The organism is Duganella callida (assembly GCF_004614165.1).
In the GTDB taxonomy this organism is placed as follows: Bacteria; Pseudomonadota; Gammaproteobacteria; order Burkholderiales; family Burkholderiaceae_D; genus Rugamonas; species Rugamonas callida.
This window is the reverse complement of the sequence record NZ_SPVG01000025.1, coordinates 24,008-40,788: the sequence shown is the minus strand read 5'-3', so window position 1 is coordinate 40,788 and position 16,781 is coordinate 24,008. Positions and strand designations below refer to the sequence as shown.

Sequence of the window (16,781 nt, the reverse complement as noted above, 5' to 3'; positions counted from 1 at the left end):
TGCAGGGCGGCCACTCCGGGGGGGGGGGGCTGCAGTGCGTGGGGGGGGCGCTCGTTGTGACCACCATCTGGGGGGGGGGCCGGGGCGTTTATGTGGGGCTGACGGGGGGCGCGCGGGCGCGGGCGCGCAAGGCGGTGAAGGAAGAAGAAGTGCTGGAGCAGGTGGTGCCGGCGCTGGCCACGGAAGGCGAAGCGCGATGAGCGGCCCGTTCATGCGCATGTGGGGCGCGCCCATCGCGCTGGCGGTGTTGACCGTGATCGGCCTGATCTCGGCATTGGTCGGCGATGGCGTGTGGGATCATGTCTCCGCGCTGGCGCTCGGCATTCCGGTGCTGCTGTGTCTCTGGTTCGGGCTGCGAAAAAAACGGCAGCCTGGTAACTGAAATCCCGGCCGTCCCTCAATATTCCTTAGCGCTGGCGGGCCAGGAAGGCGTGAATCTGCGCCACCACGGCGGCGCCTTCGCCCACGGCGGCGGCGACGCGCTTGGTGGAATTGGCGCGCACGTCGCCGATGGCAAACACGCCGGGAATGCTGGTTTCCAGCCCGGCACGCGGACCCGCCACTCCCGGCACATCGAAACCGGTGAGGATGAAGCCTTTATCATCGACCTGTACACCACAATCGGATAGCCAGCCGGTGTTCGGGTCGGCGCCGATGAACAGGAACACGCGACAGATGTCGTAGTCCGTTTCGGCGCCGCTGGGGTGATGCCGCACGCGTACCTGCTGCAGACCATCCTCGTCGCTGCCTTCCAGCGCGACAATCTCGGATTGCGTGTGCAGCTCGATGTTAGGGGTGGCGGCAATACGGTCGATCAGATAGCTGGACATGGTGGCGGCCAGGCTGTCCTTGCGGATCAGCATATGCACTTTGGCGGCGTGGCTGGACAGGTAGACGGCCGCCTGGCCGGCCGAGTTGCCGCCGCCGACCAGGATCACTTCGTCGCTGCCGCACAATCCCGCCTCCAGTGGCGAGGCCCAGTAATAAACGCCCTTGCTCTCGAACTGCTTGAGATTCGCCAGCGACGGCCGGCGGTAACGCGCGCCGCAGGACAGCACCACCGTGCGCCCGCGCAGCAGCGTCAGGCTGCCGCACATTTCCACCTGCAGCGGATAGGTGTCGCACAACAGACGGCCGGCAGGCGCCGGAATCGCCATCTTGACGCCGAACTTCTGCGATTGCACGAAAGCCCGTCCGGCCAGTGCACCGCCCGAAATACCGGTCGGAAAGCCCAGATAGTTTTCGATGCGCGCGCTGGCCGCGGCCTGGCCGCCGTAAGCGCGCGTCTCCAGCACCAGCACCGACAGACCTTCCGATGCGGCATACACCGCGGTCGCCAGGCCGGCCGGACCGGCGCCGACCACGATCACGTCCCAGACAGCATCGCTGCTCAGTTCAGGCAGCGTGCCCAGGCAGCGGCCCAGATCGACCACGCTGGGATTCTTCTTGACGTCACCGTTGGGGCAGACCGCCAGCGGCCAGTCTTCCGGCTTCGGCGCATAATGCGCACAGAGCGCGCGCGCCTGCTCGTCGCCGACAGGATCGAGCACACGGTGCGGCAAGCCATTGCTGTTCAACCAGCCCTGTAGCGCATGCGTGCGTCCGTGGCCGGGCGGCGCCACCAGCACCAGACCGCCGTCCTTGTTTTCGATCTGTTCGACGCGGCGCAGGATGAAAGCGCGGACGATGCGTTCGCCCAGCTCCGCCTCGGCGATCAGCAGCGCGCGCAGCGATTCGGTACTCAACGCCAGCACCTCCACATCGCCCACCGCGTGGCCGTTGACCAGCGTCGGCGCGCCGGACAGCTGGCTGATTTCACCCGCAAACTCGCCGGCTTCGTGTTCGGTGATGACCGAGGTGTTGCCCAGTCCATCGTGACGGCTGATGCGGATCACGCCCTTCAGTACCACGTACATGCCGAAACTGGTCATGCCGGCCTCGAACAGGCGTTCGCCGTCGCGGAAGCATACCCTGTCGCCAAAGCGTTCGATGCGTTTGATCTCCGCCTCATTCAGCTTGGGCAGCGCCTGCGCGGTACGCGTCTTGAAAGTGTCGTAAATGGCCATGTGCCTAGTCTAACGCGGTTTTTTCGGCACGCGCCAGCTTCTAAAGTCAGACATTCCCGCTACCCGACCGGGGCGCGCGCCGATCAGCGCTATCAGCGCCACGATGCACAGCGCCAGCTGCGTCTCGCGCACTTTCGGCAGCACGGTTATGCGCATTCCTCCAGCGGCAGCGCACAACCCGATGCGGCGGCGACGATCAGCTCCGGCGTGGCGGCGTTGCGTGCATATTCGTTTTCGATGCGACCCTGGTGCATGACCACGATGCGGTCGGCCAATCCCATCACCTCCGGCAGTTCCGACGACACCAGTATCACCGACAGGCCCTTGGCCACGAGTTCGCTGATGAATCGGTGCACGGCCGCCTTGGAGCCGATGTCGATCCCCTTGGTCGGTTCGTCCAGGATCATCACCCGAGGATCGGTCGCCAGCCATTTGCCCAGCACGACCTTCTGCTGATTGCCGCCGGAGAGCTCGGACACATGCTGGCACAGGTTGTGGGCCTTCAGTTCGAGCTGCTCGGCATAGCGCCGTGCGATGGCGATTTCCTGCGCGCGCCGGCCGCGCAGGAAGAAGCCCACGCGCGACAGTATCGGCAGGGTGATGTTGTGCAGAATGGGCAGCGTCAGATGCGCGCCTTGATGCTGGCGGTCTTCCGGCACGTAGGCGATGCCGTGGGCAATGGCGTCGGCCGGCGAATCGATGCGCACCGGCTTGCCATGCATCGTCATCGTGCCGCTGACGCCCGTCGTCAAACCGAACAGCGCTTGCATCACCTCCGAGCGGCCGGCGCCCACCAGGCCGTAGAAACCCAGTATCTCGCCTTCGCGCAGCGAGAAGCTGATGTCGTGGAATTCGGTGGGGTGGCAGAGGTTGCGCACCTCGAGTAGCGTGTCGCCCGGCGTGACGCTGGCCTTGGGATAGGCATTCCTGACCGAGCGCCCAACCATCAACGCCACCAGTTCAGGCTCGGTGATCTCGGCCATTGCGCCTTCGGCGATGAACTGCCCGTCGCGCAGCACCGTGTAGCGGTCGGCCACGGTGAATATTTCATCGAACTTGTGCGAGATGAAAATCACCGCCGTGCCGGCCGCGCGCAGCTGGGCGATGATGCGGTAGAGCTCTTGAATCTCGCGTTGCGACAGCGAGGCGGTCGGCTCGTCCAGGATCACGACCCGCGCGTCCTGCGACAGGGCGCGCGCGATCTCGACGAAATGGCGCTGTGCCACGCTCAGATCCTTGACCCTGGCGCGCACCGGCAGCGATACCTCCAGCCGCGCGAACAGCTTCTCGGCTTCCGCCTCGATCAGCTTCCAGTCGATGCGCGCGCCGCGGCAGGGCTGGCGCCCGACGTAGATATTCTCGGCCACCGTCAGCTCGTCGAACATCACGGTTTCCTGGTGTACCGCCGTGATGCCGGCCCGTATCGCATCCTGCACGCTGGCGAAGGCCACCGGCTGACCGTTCAGCGCGATGGCACCCTCGTCGGGCTGGTAAATGCCGGTCAGCGTCTTCACCAGCGTCGACTTGCCGGCGCCGTTCTCGCCAATCAGCGCCATCACTTCACCGGCCCGCACCGACAGCGAGACGCCGTTCAGCGCGACGATGCCGGCAAAACGCTTACAGATCCCGGTCAACTGCAGCACCGGCGTGGTGTCGATATCCATAAGTCTCAGAAGATCTTGGCGAATTTGTCGACGTTGCTCTTGTCGTAGGTGTAGGGCGCCGCCATGGCGCCTTCGCCATTGCCGTCGATGGCGATGCTGCCCATGCGGCCGGCGGACACGCTGCCGCCCGGCTTGGCCGTCGGTTGCTGTTTGATGTAGCCGTACGCCGCGTACGTCGCCGCATAACCGAGATCGATCGGATTCCAGATCGCGAACTCGCGCACCGCGCCGCTCTTCACATGCCCGGCCATCTCGGACGGCAGGCCCAGACCGGTGACGAACACCTTGCCCACCAGATGCTCATCCACCACCGCCTTGGACGCGGCATTGATGCCCACTGTGGTTGGCGCGATGATGGCCTTCAGCTGCGGATTGCTGCGCAACAGGCCGATGGCCTCGCGATAGCTCTTGTCCGACTGGTCATCGCCGTACACGGTCGCCACCAGTTGCAGCTTGCTGAACTCGGGTTTTTGCAGCACCTGTTTCATCACGCCGATCCAGATGTTCTGGTTGGTGGCCTGGGCCGACGCCGACAGGATGGCGATTTCGCCGGCGCCGCCGATGGCATCGGAAGCCATCTGGATCTGCTTCTCGCCGATCAGCGCCGCGTTGGAGGGATTCAGCTGCATCAGGCGGCCTTCCGGCGCCAGTCCGCTGTCGAAGGAAATCACCTTGATCCCGCGCGACATGGCCTTCTTCGTGATCGGCACCAGCGCGTTCGGATCGTTGGCCGAGATGACGATGGCATCGACCTTCTGGCTGATCAGCGAATTGATGATTTCGATCTGGCCTTCCGCGCTGGGCGTGGTGGGGCCGGTGTAGATGATCTCCACGTTCTTCAGCTCCCGCGCGGCGTCGTCGGCGCCGTTGTGGGCGGCGTCGAAGAAGCCGTTGCCGAGGTTTTTCACCACCATGGCGATGCGGATATGATCAGGCGCTTTCTCCTTGCAGCCGGCGACAAGCGCCAGCACGCCGGCGGCAACGGCCGCCAATACGATCTTCCTGAGCTTCAATGCGCGGCCTCCGGCTGGAACATCGCGATCGATTCATAGCCGTACGGCGCCGTGAAGGCGCTGGGCGCGATCTCGCGCGGCATGGCTTCCGGCTCCACCGTGACCACGCGCACGCCGGACTGCTCGAGCAGCTGCACCGCCGAATCGGATGCGTCGGTATCGGTGATCACGGTCGAGACGCGGTTCAAGCCGCACAGGATCAGGCCCGCTTTCTTGGCGAACTTGGAGCTGTCGGCCAATACGATCAGTTCCTCGGCCTGCGAAATCAGGCGCTTTTCGGCCTGGATCAGCAGCGGGTCGGCCTCCATCAGGCCAAGCAGCGACAGGCCGTAGACGCTCATGAACATCTTGGCGGCGTAGTGGTGCTGGGTGATGTCGTTGTCGAAGGGGCTGAGGATGACGTTTTGTTCGCGGTACACCTTGCCGCCGGGGACGATGATCTCGTTCTCGCTGGAGACCAGCAGGCGCTCGGCCATCAGGAAGGAATTGGTGAGGATCTTGAGATGGGTATCGGTCAGGAACTCGGCCATCATGAAGGTGGTGGTGCCGCCGTTGATGATGATGGTCTCGCCGTCGTTGCACATGCCGGCCGCGTGGCGGGCGATGGCGCGTTTGTGCTCGGCGCGGCACTGGATGTTGTTCTGGAAGGTCTCGCTGGTGAGCGTGAAACCGCGCTTTTTCTGCTCAAGATTGGCCGCGCCGCCGCGGGTGCGGGTGAGCAGACTGCGGGCGGCCAGCCAGCTGATGTCGCGCCGCACAGTGGCGGGGGAGGCATTCAACCAGTCGACCAGTTGAGGCACGCTGGCCGTACGATGTTCGGCGAGCAGCTTCAACAAACGTTTACGACGCTTGTGATTTACCATTTCAGTCTCCTTTTGTCTGACTACTATCGTCATCGCCCTCACGTGGCGAAGCAATGTGTCTGTTTATTAACTTAAAGGCTAACCACTTCCAAAACCGGCGTCAATCACTGTTCGATCAAATATTTGATTGTTTGAATCCGGATTTGGTATCGCACTCAGTCACCGCTCAACGCCATGATTATTTGAACCTTGCTCATTTTCTTGATCGCTTCTGCATTGACACCCTTGGCCGCCTGATTTCTACTGGTTGCAGCAAAAACCACAACGGAGATCAGCAATGAAAGAAGCCCGGCAAGCCCCGATTAACTCTCTCTGGGACGATGCGGCCGCAGCCAGCATGAGTGAACCGGAACTGTTGCTATATCGGTCCAATCTGCTCGGTTCGGACCTGCGCATCACGAATTTTGGCGGCGGCAATACCTCGGCCAAGGTGATGATGGCCGATCCGCTGACGGGCGAGCAGGTCGAGGTGCTGTGGGTAAAGGGGTCGGGCGGTGATCTCGGCAGCATCAAGCTCGATGGGTTTTCGACGCTGTACATGGACAAATTGCAGGCCCTGAAGTCGCGCTACCGCGGCCTGGCGCATGAAGACGAAATGGTGGCGTATCTGCCACACTGCACGTTCAACTTGAACCCGCGCGCGGCCAGCATCGACACGCCGCTGCATGCCTACATCGCCCGCAAGCACGTCGATCACATGCACCCGGACGCGGTGATCGCGATCGCCGCCTGCGCCAACAGCCGCGATCTGACGCAGAAAATTTTCGAAGGCGAACTGGGTTGGTTGCCGTGGCAGCGTCCCGGTTATGATCTGGGTCTGAAACTGGAACAACTTTCGCAATCGCAGCCGCAGCTGAAGGGCATCATTCTCGAAGGTCACGGCCTGTTCACCTGGGGCGACACCGCCAAATCCTGCTACGAAACCACGCTGGCCACCATCAAGCGCGCGGAGGAATGGCTGAACGCGAACGTGCGCCAGCCGGTGTTCGGCGGGCAGGCACTGGCGCCGCTGCCGGCCGAGCAACGCAGCGCGCTGGCGGCGAAACTGATGCCGCTGCTGCGCGGGAAAATCAGCCGCGACGAATACAAGCTCGGTCATTTCGACGACAGCGCGGCGGTGCTGGAATTCGTCTGCAGCCGCGATCTGGAGCCGCTGGCGGCGCTGGGCACATCCTGCCCGGACCACTTTTTGCGCACCAAGATCCGTCCGTTCGTGATCGATTTCGATCCGGGGCATCCCGATCTGGACGCGGTGGTAGCGGGCCTGGACGAGGCGCTGGAACGCTATCGCGCCGATTACATCGCCTATTACGAGCGCTGCAAGCACGCTAACAGCCCGAAGGTGCGCGACGCCAATCCGGTAATTTACCTGATCCCCGGCGTCGGCATGCTGTCCTTCGCCAAGGACAAGGCCACGGCGCGCATCGCCGGCGAATTCTACGTCAACGCCATCAACGTGATGCGCGGCGCGAACGGCGTCGATACCTATGTCGGCCTGCCGGAGCAGGAAGCGTTCGACATCGAATACTGGTTGCTGGAAGAAGCCAAGCTGCAGCGCATGCCCAAGCCGAAATCGCTGGCCGGGCGGATCGCGCTGGTGACCGGCGGCGCCGGCGGCATCGGCCAGGCGGTGGCGAAGCAACTGCTGCAGGAGGGCGCCTGCGTGCTGCTGACCGATATCGACGCCGAGGCGCTGGCGGAAGCGAAGGGTGCCCTGGCCAAGGTGGCCGGCAAGGACAGCATCGCCAGCGCGGTCGCCAACATCACCAGCGAAGAGGCGGTGGAAGAGATATTGACGGCATCGGCGCTGCAGTTCGGCGGCGTCGATCTGCTGATTTCGAACGCCGGCATCGCCTCGTCGGCGCCGCTGGAAGACACCACGCTGGAAATCTGGCAGCGTAATCAGGACATTCTGGTGAAAGGATATTTCCTCGCCAGCCGCGCTGCGTTCCGCATGATGAAGCAGCAGAAGCTGGGCGGTTCGATGGTCTTTGTCGCCAGCAAAAACGGCCTGGTGGCTTCTGCCGGCGCTTCGGCCTACTGCACGGCCAAGGCGGCCGAGATTCACCTGGCGCGCTGCATCGCGCTGGAGGGCGCGCCGCACGGCATCCGCGTCAATGTGGTGAATCCGGACGCGGTGATACGCGGCTCGCGCATATGGGACGGCAAATGGAAGCAGGAACGCGCGCAGTCGAATAAAATCGACGCGGACGATGTGGAGGCATTCTACCGCGACCGCAGCATGCTGAAGCTGAGCGTGCTGCCGGAGGATATCGCGGAGGCCGTGTACTTCCTGGCCAGCGACAAGGCGGCCAAGAGCACCGGCAACATCCTCAACGTCGACGCCGGCAATGCCGGAGCATTCACACGATAAGTATCAGGAGACAGCATGAGCACCATCATCAGCGGCGAGCGCGTCGCCGAACACAACGCCCAATTGCGCGCGGGACTGGATGCCGATTACGAGGCGCTGGGCGGCATGCTCGCGCGTCGCGGCATCGACATCGAACATCTGACCGCCGCCGCGCAGGACTTTGCCGTAGCCGTCCCCAGCTGGGGCGTAGGCACCGGCGGCACGCGTTTCGCGCGCTTTCCCGGACGCGGCGAGCCGCGCAACGTATTTGAAAAGATGGACGATTGCGCGGTCATCCACCAGCTGACGCAAGCCACGCCCGGCGTGTCGCTGCACTTCCCGTGGGACCGCACCGACGACCCGAAAGCGCTGCGTCAGCAGGCGGAAAGCCACGGCCTGTACTTCGACGCCGTCAACTCCAACACCTTCCAGGACCAGCCGGGCCAGCAGCACAGCTACAAGTACGGCAGCCTGACCGCGCAAAACGCCGCCACGCGTGCGCAGGCCATCCAGCACAATATCGATTGCATCGAACTGGGACGCACGCTCGGCTCCAAGGCGCTGACCGTGTGGATCGGCGACGGCGCCAACTTCCCCGGCCAGCACAATCTGCGCGGCGCGCTGGAGCGTTACCTGTCCAGCATGCGCGAGATTTACGCGGCGCTGCCGGCCGACTGGCTGATGTTCATCGAGCACAAACTGTTCGAGCCGGCGTTTTACGCCACCACCATCGCCGACTGGGGTACCAGCTTTGCCTGCGCCCAGACGCTGGGCGAGAAGGCGCGCTGCCTGGTCGACCTGGGCCACCACGCGCCCAACACCAACATCGAAATGATCGTCGCGCGGCTGGCGCAGTTCGGCAAGCTGGGCGGCTTCCACTTCAACGACAGCAAGTACGGCGACGACGATCTGGATTCCGGTTCGATCAACCCGTTCCAGCTGTTCCTGGTGTTTAACGAGCTGGCCGATGCGGCCCAGCGCGACGGCGCCGCGTTCAAGCCGGCCTACATGCTGGACCAGTCGCACAACGTCACGGATCCGATCGAAAGCCTGATGAGCAGCGCGGTGGAGGTGCAGCGCGCGTTCGTGCAGGCGCAGATGGTGGACCGTGTGGCGCTGCGCGTGCATCAGGAAGCCAACGATGCGCTGCAATCGGCGCAAACGCTGAAGCAGGCGTACCGCACCGATGTCAGCGCCATCCTGGCGATGGCGCGCGTGCGCTCCGGCGGCGCCATTGATCCGGTAGGCTGCTATCGCGCCAGCGGCTACCGCGCGCAGGCGGCGGAAGCACGTCCGGCCAAGGCAGGCGTCAGCGGCAGCGGCATCGTATGAACCTGACCCGCGCCTTCAAGATGCAGCTGAAGCCGGGCGCGGTGGCCGAGTACAAGCGCCGCCACGATGAACTGTGGCCGCAGCTCGGCCGCGCGCTGACCGACGCCGGCATCTACGATTATTCGATCTTCCTCGATGAAGAGACGCTGCAGCTGTTCGCGGTGTTCAAGCTCTGGCCCGATCACAAGATCGAAGACCTGCCGGGCAAACCCATCATGCAGCGCTGGTGGGACCACATGGCCGAGCTGATGGAAGTCCAGCCGGGTAACCGGCCACGCGAGTGGCCGTTACAGCAGGTGTTTCACTTCGCCTGAGTGGCGGTGGGAGCGGCGGCGGGGGCGGGCGTGAGCAGCCCGCGGTCGCGCAGCCATTCCTCGGCGCGGCGCGGCCACAGCGACGAGGTGCCCAAGCCCTCGCGCATGCCCATGCCATGGCCGCCGTGTTCCAGCAAATACATCTCAGCCGGCACCTTGGCCCGTGTCAGCGCCTGGTAGAACAGGATGCTGTTCTCCACCGGCACCGAGGTATCGGCCTGGGTGTGGATCAGCAGCGTCGGCGGGGTGGCGGAAGTGACCTGCTTCTCCAGCGACATCAGCGACAGCAGTTCCGGCGACGGCGAGGCGCCCAGCAGCGCCTTGCGCGAGCCGGCATGCGCGGCCGGATCCTGCATGGTGATCACCGGGTACATCAGGATGGCGAAGTCGGGGCGGGCGCTGACCTTGTCCAGTGCGGCGCCGGTGCGGCCGGCCGGGTGGTCGAACAGGGTGGCGGCGCTGGCCGCCAGGTGGCCGCCGGCCGAGCTGCCCATCACACCGATGCGGTCCGGCTTGATGCCGAATTCCGCCGCGCGCGCCCGCAGCGTGCGCACCGCGCGCAGCACGTCTTGTAAAGGCGCTGGATGTCCGTACTCCTGCATGCGATACTTGAGGACGAAACTGGTCACGCCCAGGGTGCTGAGCCACGTCGCATACTGATCGCCTTCGCGCGCGGTGGCCATGCGCACGTAGCCGCCGCCGGGACAGATGATCACCGCGGTGCCGTTCGGGTGATCGACGGCCGGCGCCACCATGGTCAGCGTCGCTTCGCTGACGTTGGAAGTGTAGCCGGCGCCGACCTTTTCCGGCCCGATATCGCGTTTGCCCGGCACACCTTCGGGCCATAATGCGATTTCGGTGGTGGCGGCGGAGGTCAGGCCGGCGGCGGACAGCAGCAGAATAAGCAGAAGTTTTTTCATAGAGGAGAGACAGTGAGCAAGTTGTTGAGTGCAGTGATATTAACCTTGTCCGTGCAGTCCGCGGGCGCAGTCGAATTGTTTAACGGGCGCGATTTCAGCGGCTGGGAGCTGACCACCAAGCCGGTGGCCACCGTCGCCGATGCGTTCAGCCTCAAGCCGGATGGCGTGATCGCCTCGGCCGGCAAGCCGTCCGGCTTCCTGGCCACGACGCAGAGCTACCGCAATTACAAGCTGCACGTGGAATGGCGCTGGAGCGGCAAGCCTGGCAACGGCGGCGTGCTGCTGCATATCGCCCCCGGCGAGTTCGATCGCGTGTGGCCGGTCAGCCTGCAGGTGCAGACCAAGAACGGCAACGCCGGCGATCTGCTGCCGATGGCGGCCAACAGCTTCGCCGAGCCGCTGACCAGTGCACCGGGCGCTGAAACCCGCATCAAGGCGCATACGGCGCCGGACAGCGAAAAACCGGTGGGGGAATGGAACGTCTGCGACATCGTCAGCCGCGACGGCACGGTGGAAGTGACGCTGAATGGGGTGATGCAAAATCGCGTAACGCATGTAACTCCCGCATCGGGACGCATCGGCTTCCAGCTGGAAGGCACTCCCTACGAATTGCGTCACGTTGAACTGACACCGCTGGATTAAACGAAAAGCCCCTGCCGACGGAGACGGGAGACGTGGAGAGTGTCGCCGGCAGGGGAAGGAGTGCAGGTCCAGTATCGGGATTCGCTAACAGTGTGTCAACACGCCCGGCGATCTAATCATTATTATGAGCAGAATGCGGCACAAACCAGCGCGCCAGCTCTGACTTAAGCTCAGTATGGTCGACGACCGCGTGCGCCGCCCAGGCGACCACGCCGTCCGGACGCACCAGCAGCGCGGTCAGGCCCAGTGTCTCTGTCGGACGGCCGCCGACGTATTTTATGCCGTAGCTGCCGGCCAATGTGCGCAGCGCCGCGTCGCCGTCGAAGTCCAGCAGCAGGGCACGGCCACCACGCATCAGGTGATTGACCCGGGTGCCGTCCGCAAATTCGAAATTGGGCACGCTGAGCCCCGCCACCGGGCGGTCGCCGGCGGGAATACCCCATACGCGGCCGGCGAAGTAGGTGGCGCCGTCTTTCGTCTTGAGCAGATCGCGGAAAATCTCATACAGCGCACGCGACTCCGGGCGCGGGCGCATGATGGCCACCTGGGCGCGCGACCAGTCCAGCACCTTGGCACCGACCGGAATACGCTCCGCGGCATAGCTGTCCAGCAGGTTGTCGGGCGCGGTGCCGTGGACCGTGGCCGCCAGTTTCCAGCCGAGGTTCATGGCGTCGCCCAGGCCCAGGTTCAGCCCTTGGCCGCCCAGCGGCGAGTGGATATGCGCGGCGTCGCCGGCGAGCAGGATGCGGCCCTCGCGATAACTGGTGGCCTGGTAGGCGCGGTCGGTCCAGGTGGTGGCCAGATGCAGGGCGGCGATTTGCACGTCGGTGCCGGAGATGCGCCGCAGCACGGCCTGCGCATGCTCCAGCGTGACCGGCTGCTTCGCGCCATGGAAAGCGCCGCCGTCGAAGTCCTGGATGAGGATGTGATCGGCCTGGGTCTGGAAATACATGCCGGCCGATGTGACGGTGCGGCCCGGCCGCAGCTTGGCGCCGTCGGCGATGTCGGCCTTGATGGTGTAGCCGGTGAATTCGGGCTCGGTGCCGGCGAACCCGAAGCCGGCGGCCTTGCGCACCACGCTGCGGGCGCCGTCGCAGCCGACCAGCCAGCGCCCGGGGATGGTCCCGTTGACGCGCACGCCGTCCGCGTCCTGCGCCACCCCGGTGACCGCGACGCCGCGACGGATTTCCACACCCAGCGCCAGCGCGCGCGCCGTCAACACGGTTTCCAGCTCCGCCATTTCGGAGATCAGGTGCGTGGGCGGGGAACCGGGCAGACGGTACTTCCATTGCGTCTCGTCGATCTCGTCATGACGGAACCCCAGACCGGCGAAGTGGCCGGCCTGACGCGGCGAACCGGCGGCAAACAGATTCTTCATGCGCTTGTGGATGTCCAGCGCGTCGAGCAGGCCGCGCCGGTCCAGCGCTTCGATGCTGGGCGCCGACAGGCCGCGCACGCCGAACGGCAGCAGCTTGAATGGTGTCTGCGGTTCGGCCGCCTGTTCCAGGATCAGGACCGAGCATGCGGCCAAGGCCAGCTCGCAGGCGAGGAACAGGCCCACCGGGCCGGCGCCGGAGATAATGACGTCGTAGGTTTTCATGTCTGCCAGTGTAGCCGCGACGCCGGCGCGGCGATTGTATAAACGCGACAAATCACGACTTCTTCAGACGGCGCGCGAAGGCGGCTGGCGTGGTGCCCGCAAAACGCTTGAATTCGCGACTGAGGTGCGACTGGTCGGCATAACCCAGCTCCCTGGCCAGGGCGGCCAGATCGCCGGCAGGAGCGCTGAACAGACGGTTGCGCACCTGTTCGAAGCGTATCAATCCGGAGACATCCTTGACCGTGCGGCCGGAAGACTGCTTGAATTTGCGCTCCAGCGTGCGCACCGTCGCATGGGCGGCCGTGGCGACCTGGCTGACGGGCAGGGCGCCGCCGGCGCCGCGCATCGCGCCGCCGGCCCTCAGCAGCACCGCATCCACCGGCGTCTGCAGTGGCAGCAAATGACGCGACAATGACGCCACCGCCAGATCGATGCGATCCTGGGCCACCCACTGCGCCAGCGCCGCCTGCAGGCCGGCGAGCGGATGCTCGAACAGGCACACGCCGTCGCCGCCGGGCGCCATGCCGAGCAAGCCGTACACCGTCCATGGGAAACAGCGGATGCCGAGCACATCGAATCGGCCCTGTGCGCTGAGCCGCAAGGGCCGCTGCAGCAATCCCATTAAAAACGGCGAGGGCAGCGGGGTGCCATCGACGCTGCAGTCGCCGCCGAAATGGAACACGATCTCGGCATGACCATCCGGCAGCACCTCGAACGCGGACGGCTGTGCGCCGAACTCGCGGCGCACATGCCAGAAGCACCTGATCACATCCCCCAGCGCCGGCGGCGGCGCAAATTCCTGCGGCTGCATGACATCCCCAAATGAAAAAAGCCGGGCGCAAGGAGCGCCCGGCTTTGCGGTACAGCTATGCTATTACAGCGACTTCAGGAACGCCAGCATCGCGTCGCGGTCGGCGGCCGAGAGGTTCTCGAAACGCTGGCGCGATTTGGTGGCTTCGCCGCCGTGCCACATGATGGCTTCGGTCAGGTTGCGCGCGCGGCCGTCGTGCAGGTAGCCCACCTGGTAGCCGTTGCCTTTGCCCAGCACGGTTTCGGTGTAGCCGATACCCCACAGCGGCGCGGTACGCCACATGCTGCCGGTGGCCTGGCCTTCGGTGAACTTGTCGGCCAGGTCGGCACCCATGTCGTGCAGCAGCAGGTCGGTGTACGGCTTGATGTTCTGGCTGCGCAGTTCCGCAAACAGATGGCCGGCGCCGGTCTTCTGGTCGACGGTGTGGCAGGCCGCGCAACGCAGGTCGGCGAACACCTTGGTGCCCTGGGCCACCTTGGCCGGATCAACATCCAGATCCTTCAGCGGGGCCACGCCTTTCGGGAAGCCGCTGCTCAGCGCGCGCTGGGCCGGAACCGCCACCAGCGACAGATACTGGGTGATCAGGTTCAGGTCGCTTTCGCTCAGGCCCTTTTGTGCCGCCGCCGATTTGCAGCCAGCCGGATCGCTGGTGCAGCTGCGGTTCGGATAGACCGGCGAGGTAACGGCCATGTCCTGCACCAGTGCCGAGGCGGCTTGGGCGCGCAGGGTGGCCTTGGCGGCCTTCCAGCCGAAGCGGCCCAGACGCACGGCGCCGGTTTCCGGATCGAACACGTAGTTGGCCGTGCCCTTGACGCCATCGGCATCCGGCGTGGTGCGCACGCGGGCGACGATGTCGGCTTCCGGGATGGCTTCCAGCAGACCCACGCCCAGCATCGGTTGCGCGGCGCGCAACGAGACCACGTCCGGGGTCGGACCTTCGAACACCAGGTTAGGCTTGCTCAGCTGAACGGCGGTGCCGTCGGCCAGCTTGACGGTGCGGGTGTCGAAGTTCGCCACGCGCACGCCCATGCCCCAGTTCTGCTTGGTGCCGGTCGCCGACACTGCGTTCATCTGCACGGCGGTGCCGTACACCGGATGCGGCAACTGCTTGCCGCTGGCGGCGTCGGTGGCCGCCACGCGCACGGTCATCTTGTCCAGCAGGTCGGTGCCGAACGGCGCGGGGCTGCGGCCATTGTTGATGTGGCAGCCGATACAGGTCGACTGGCTGAAGTGCGCGCCTTGCAGGCCGACGGCCGCGTCGTAGCGGTCGTTGCCCGGCTCGTTGTGCATGCCGGTGGTGAAGTTGGTGTGCACCAGGCGACGGCCTTCGACGAAGCGCTGCATGTTCTGCATGCCGACGTTGTTCGGCGGTTGCTGGAACATGTGGTCGCCGTTGTCGGCGTAGTCGTACGAGACCGAACCGGAACCGCCTTGCAGGTACTGGTCCGGGATCGGGGTCGAGTTCAGGCGCGGCTGGATGCCATACCATGGACGCAGGCCCTGGCCGACGACGTAAGTCCATTCGTTGGCGTAGTAGCGGCCATTGCCTTCCTCACCCTTGGCGGTCCAGGCGGCCTGGTCGGCGAACATCGATGGCCCGGCTTCGATCACGTCGCCGATCTTCAGTGGACGCGCGTCGGCGGTGGTGCCGTCAGGGAAGCCGGCGGCGTTCAAGTTGCCATGGCGCGGATATTCCTTGATCAGCAGCGTGCAACCGTTGTTGATGCCCGATGCCGAGGCCAGCTTGAAGTTGGCCGGGTACGGCATGGCCGCGCAGTTCTGGTTGTTGTCCTGCACGATCTCGCGGCCGACCATCCAGCCGTAGCCGGTGCTGCCCGGGTCGTCGAAGCGGCGGAAGAACACGGTGTTGCCGCGCTTGCCTTCGGTCTGGTGGTACTCGTTGAAGATCAGCGTAGGCTTGGTGACGCCAGCCACACGGCTGTTGTCGATCATTTCCAGGCCCCAGGTGCGGTTGCGGAAGTAGTTCGGTACGAAGATCAGGTAAGCGCCAGGGCCCTTGTCGACGGCGGCGCCGGTGACCGGGTCGATGGTCTCGTTGGGGCCGTAGCCGATCTCGTTCCACTCTTCGCCGCGCTCGCGGCCGTGACGGCCGACGCCGCGCGCGCCCCAGCGGGTGACGATGGTGCCGTCGGCCAGCGTGAACGAGGTCGATTCCAGCGGCGAGGCGTAGCTCGGCAGCGGCAGCATGCCGGAGCCGTTGGCCGGGAACGGGATGGCCGAGGTGGTGGCCGAACCGACGCTGTTGTCGCTGCCCGGCGTCTTGAACTGGACTTCGAACAGCGAGTAGCCGTACTGGGTGGCGCGCTGCACGCCCTGCATGCGGATGTAGCGGGCGTTGACGCCGAGGTTGAAGAACTCCTCGGTGCCGCCGGCGCCGTTGGACACGGTGCGCACGGTGGTGAAGTTCTGGCCGTCGTCCGACACCTGCAACTTGTATTCCTTGCCGTAGGCGTTTTCCCAGACCAGCTTCATGTAGCCGACCTGGGTCTTGGCGCCGAAGTCGAACTGGATCCAGGCGCCGTTGTCGGCCGCGCTGCTCCAGCGGGTGCCCAGGTTGCCGTCCACCGCCAGCTTGGCGGCATTCGGGCCTTCCACGGCCGACGAGGTCACGTCTTTCGGCGTCAGCAGCACGCCCGGCTTGGTGGTGTCCACCGGTTGTTGCGGCTGGCTCGGATCGGTCGGATCCGTCGGCTGGGTCGGCTGGCTGGTGTCATCGCCGCCCGAGTAGGCCACGATCTCGAAGATCGAGTAGCCGTAGTTGGTCGAGCGCTTGATGCCCTGCATGCGCAGGTAGCGGCCCTGGCCGCTCAGGCCGGTCAGATCCTCGACGCCGCCGGCGCTGCCGGATACGTGCTTGAGCGTGGTCCAGTGCGCGTTGTCGTCCGAGACTTGCAGTTCGTACTCGGTGGCGTGGGCGTTTTCCCAGTTGATCTTGACGCGGTTGATGGTCTGGCTCTGGCCGAAGTCCAGCGTCAGCCATTCGTTGTCGCTGAAGCCGCTGCCCCAGCGGGTATTGTCCTTGCCGTCGATGGCGGCCGGCGCATCCAGATCACCGCGCTCGTACGAGCTGGTCATCGCTTTGACAGGTGTCAGCGCAACCTGGGTCTGGGCGGCGCCGCCCAGCTTCATCATGCTCGCAGTGCGGGCACTGCTTTCTGGCGTGTCGCTGCCGCCGCCACACG

Annotated in this window: 13 protein-coding genes; 5 read left to right on the top strand and 8 right to left on the bottom strand. The window is 65.0% G+C overall.

Annotated features, from left to right (window positions below; genetic code table 11):
- Window positions 1-196: 196 nt before the first annotated feature.
- Window positions 197-382, top strand: coding sequence for a hypothetical protein (locus tag E4L98_RS02670; protein WP_135200027.1), 186 nt, complete (start codon window positions 197-199; stop codon window positions 380-382).
- Between the two features lie 25 nt (window positions 383-407).
- On the opposite strand, the gene E4L98_RS02665 is transcribed toward E4L98_RS02670, so the two are convergent.
- The 4 genes from E4L98_RS02665 to E4L98_RS02650 form a co-directional block, all read right to left on the bottom strand.
- On the bottom strand, window positions 408-2,066 hold the full coding sequence (locus E4L98_RS02665) for an FAD-dependent oxidoreductase (protein ID WP_135200026.1): 1,659 nt from the start codon (window positions 2,064-2,066) through the stop codon (window positions 408-410).
- Between the two features lie 146 nt (window positions 2,067-2,212).
- Entirely contained in the window at window positions 2,213-3,730 is a 1,518-nt protein-coding gene (locus tag E4L98_RS02660; protein WP_135200025.1) for a sugar ABC transporter ATP-binding protein, read from the bottom strand.
- Between the two features lie 5 nt (window positions 3,731-3,735).
- Window positions 3,736-4,722, bottom strand: coding sequence for a rhamnose ABC transporter substrate-binding protein (gene rhaS / locus E4L98_RS02655; protein ID WP_229257204.1), 987 nt, complete (start codon window positions 4,720-4,722; stop codon window positions 3,736-3,738).
- Window positions 4,723-4,739: 17 nt separating this feature from the next.
- Entirely contained in the window at window positions 4,740-5,606 is an 867-nt protein-coding gene (locus tag E4L98_RS02650; RefSeq protein ID WP_135200023.1) for a DeoR/GlpR family DNA-binding transcription regulator, read from the bottom strand.
- A gap of 277 nt (window positions 5,607-5,883) precedes the next feature.
- On the opposite strand from E4L98_RS02650, the gene E4L98_RS02645 reads away from it, so the two are divergent.
- Genes E4L98_RS02645 through E4L98_RS02635 form a run of 3 tightly spaced genes read left to right on the top strand, consistent with a single transcriptional unit; the run spans window position 5,884 to window position 9,605 of the window.
- Entirely contained in the window at window positions 5,884-7,980 is a 2,097-nt protein-coding gene (locus tag E4L98_RS02645; protein ID WP_135200022.1) for a bifunctional rhamnulose-1-phosphate aldolase/short-chain dehydrogenase, read from the top strand.
- Window positions 7,981-7,995: 15 nt separating this feature from the next.
- Complete coding sequence (gene rhaI / locus E4L98_RS02640; protein WP_135200021.1) at window positions 7,996-9,291, top strand: L-rhamnose catabolism isomerase; 1,296 nt, start codon at window positions 7,996-7,998, stop codon at window positions 9,289-9,291.
- The gene (locus E4L98_RS02635; protein ID WP_135200020.1) at window positions 9,288-9,605 is read left to right on the top strand and encodes an L-rhamnose mutarotase; all 318 of its coding nucleotides are present in this window, start codon (window positions 9,288-9,290) and stop codon (window positions 9,603-9,605) included. The genes rhaI and E4L98_RS02635 overlap by 4 nt, the downstream gene beginning before the upstream one ends.
- On the opposite strand, the gene E4L98_RS02630 is transcribed toward E4L98_RS02635, so the two are convergent.
- Window positions 9,593-10,525 carry an alpha/beta hydrolase gene (locus E4L98_RS02630; protein ID WP_135200019.1) on the bottom strand — a complete coding sequence of 311 codons (933 nt, stop codon included), beginning with the start codon at window positions 10,523-10,525 and terminating at the stop codon, window positions 9,593-9,595. The genes E4L98_RS02635 and E4L98_RS02630 overlap by 13 nt on opposite strands.
- Window positions 10,526-10,600: 75 nt before the next feature.
- On the opposite strand from E4L98_RS02630, the gene E4L98_RS02625 reads away from it, so the two are divergent.
- Complete coding sequence (locus E4L98_RS02625; protein WP_167761261.1) at window positions 10,601-11,167, top strand: 3-keto-disaccharide hydrolase; 567 nt, start codon at window positions 10,601-10,603, stop codon at window positions 11,165-11,167.
- A gap of 112 nt (window positions 11,168-11,279) precedes the next feature.
- Here E4L98_RS02625 and E4L98_RS02620 read toward each other — a convergent pair whose 3' ends face one another.
- From E4L98_RS02620 to E4L98_RS02610, 3 genes are all read right to left on the bottom strand, one after another.
- Complete coding sequence (locus E4L98_RS02620) at window positions 11,280-12,767, bottom strand: FAD-dependent oxidoreductase (RefSeq protein WP_135200017.1); 1,488 nt, start codon at window positions 12,765-12,767, stop codon at window positions 11,280-11,282.
- 52 nt (window positions 12,768-12,819) lie between these two features.
- Complete coding sequence (locus E4L98_RS02615) at window positions 12,820-13,578, bottom strand: helix-turn-helix domain-containing protein (RefSeq protein WP_135200016.1); 759 nt, start codon at window positions 13,576-13,578, stop codon at window positions 12,820-12,822.
- Between the two features lie 63 nt (window positions 13,579-13,641).
- Window positions 13,642-16,731, bottom strand: coding sequence for a di-heme oxidoredictase family protein (locus tag E4L98_RS02610; protein WP_229257202.1), 3,090 nt, complete (start codon window positions 16,729-16,731; stop codon window positions 13,642-13,644).
- Window positions 16,732-16,781: the final 50 nt, after the last annotated feature.

What these genes read in the sequence shown, in the direction of transcription:
- E4L98_RS02660 (WP_135200025.1), bottom strand. Translation starts at nt 3,730, where the DNA reads ATGGATATCGACACCACGCCGGTGCTGCAGTTGACCGGGATCTGTAAG.
- E4L98_RS02620 (WP_135200017.1), bottom strand. Translation starts at nt 12,767, where the DNA reads ATGAAAACCTACGACGTCATTATCTCCGGCGCCGGCCCGGTGGGCCTG.
- E4L98_RS02630 (WP_135200019.1), bottom strand. Translation starts at nt 10,525, where the DNA reads ATGAAAAAACTTCTGCTTATTCTGCTGCTGTCCGCCGCCGGCCTGACC.
- E4L98_RS02650 (WP_135200023.1), bottom strand. Translation starts at nt 5,606, where the DNA reads ATGGTAAATCACAAGCGTCGTAAACGTTTGTTGAAGCTGCTCGCCGAA.
- E4L98_RS02610 (WP_229257202.1), bottom strand. Translation starts at nt 16,731, where the DNA reads ATGATGAAGCTGGGCGGCGCCGCCCAGACCCAGGTTGCGCTGACACCT.
- rhaI (WP_135200021.1), top strand. Translation starts at nt 7,996, where the DNA reads ATGAGCACCATCATCAGCGGCGAGCGCGTCGCCGAACACAACGCCCAA.
- E4L98_RS02635 (WP_135200020.1), top strand. Translation starts at nt 9,288, where the DNA reads ATGAACCTGACCCGCGCCTTCAAGATGCAGCTGAAGCCGGGCGCGGTG.
- E4L98_RS02670 (WP_135200027.1), top strand. Translation starts at nt 197, where the DNA reads ATGAGCGGCCCGTTCATGCGCATGTGGGGCGCGCCCATCGCGCTGGCG.
- E4L98_RS02645 (WP_135200022.1), top strand. Translation starts at nt 5,884, where the DNA reads ATGAAAGAAGCCCGGCAAGCCCCGATTAACTCTCTCTGGGACGATGCG.
- E4L98_RS02615 (WP_135200016.1), bottom strand. Translation starts at nt 13,578, where the DNA reads ATGCAGCCGCAGGAATTTGCGCCGCCGCCGGCGCTGGGGGATGTGATC.
- E4L98_RS02665 (WP_135200026.1), bottom strand. Translation starts at nt 2,066, where the DNA reads ATGGCCATTTACGACACTTTCAAGACGCGTACCGCGCAGGCGCTGCCC.